The 548-nt window shown below is 70.8% G+C and carries 1 protein-coding gene; it reads right to left on the bottom strand.

Translation table 11 applies throughout. From position 1 onward, the window contains the following. Window positions 1-543, bottom strand: a 543-nt coding sequence (locus CCN33_RS21725; RefSeq protein ID WP_086695227.1) for a M23 family metallopeptidase, incomplete at its 3' end; no start/stop codon positions are given. Window positions 544-548 lie beyond the last annotated feature (5 nt).

Raw genomic sequence — 548 nt, 5'->3', positions numbered from 1 at the left:
CCGCACCCCGCTGCCCCAGGTCATGAACGGCACGCCCGCGCCCCCGCAACCGTTGTCGCTGGTCAGGAAGTACTGGTTGTAGCTGCCGGGGTAGGCCAGCGCGGCCCCGTTGATAACGATGTCCTGTCCGACACCGTTGTACAGCTGCTCGTAGTGGATGTGCGGGCCGGTGGAGTTGCCGGTGCTCCCGGTGGTCCCGATCTGCTGGCCCTGCTCGACGTGCGCGCCGTCGGCGACGCTGTAGGCGGACAGGTGGAAGTAGTAGGTGCGCCAGCCTCCGCCGTGCTCGATGGCTATGTAGTTGCCCGCGCCGCTCGCCTGGTAGTACCGGTAGGCGGTGCCCGCGGCGGAGGCGAGGACCGGGGTTCCGTTGGTGGTGCCGCCGTCGGCGCGGACGAAGTCCAGTGCGCGGCGGACCTCGGCCGAGTGGTGGCTGTAGGTCCACTTCTGACCGCACGGGTAGGGGGCCTTGAAGTTCGGGGCCGCCGCCACCGTGCTGGTGGTGGAGGCGGCGCCGGCCGGCTGGACCGGGAGGAGCAGCAGGCCGG

The organism is Streptomyces recifensis (assembly GCF_002154615.1).
Lineage (GTDB): Bacteria > Actinomycetota > Actinomycetes > Streptomycetales > Streptomycetaceae > Streptomyces > Streptomyces griseoluteus.
The sequence above is the reverse complement of the archived record's forward strand: the minus strand, read 5'-3'. Positions and strand labels throughout refer to the sequence as shown.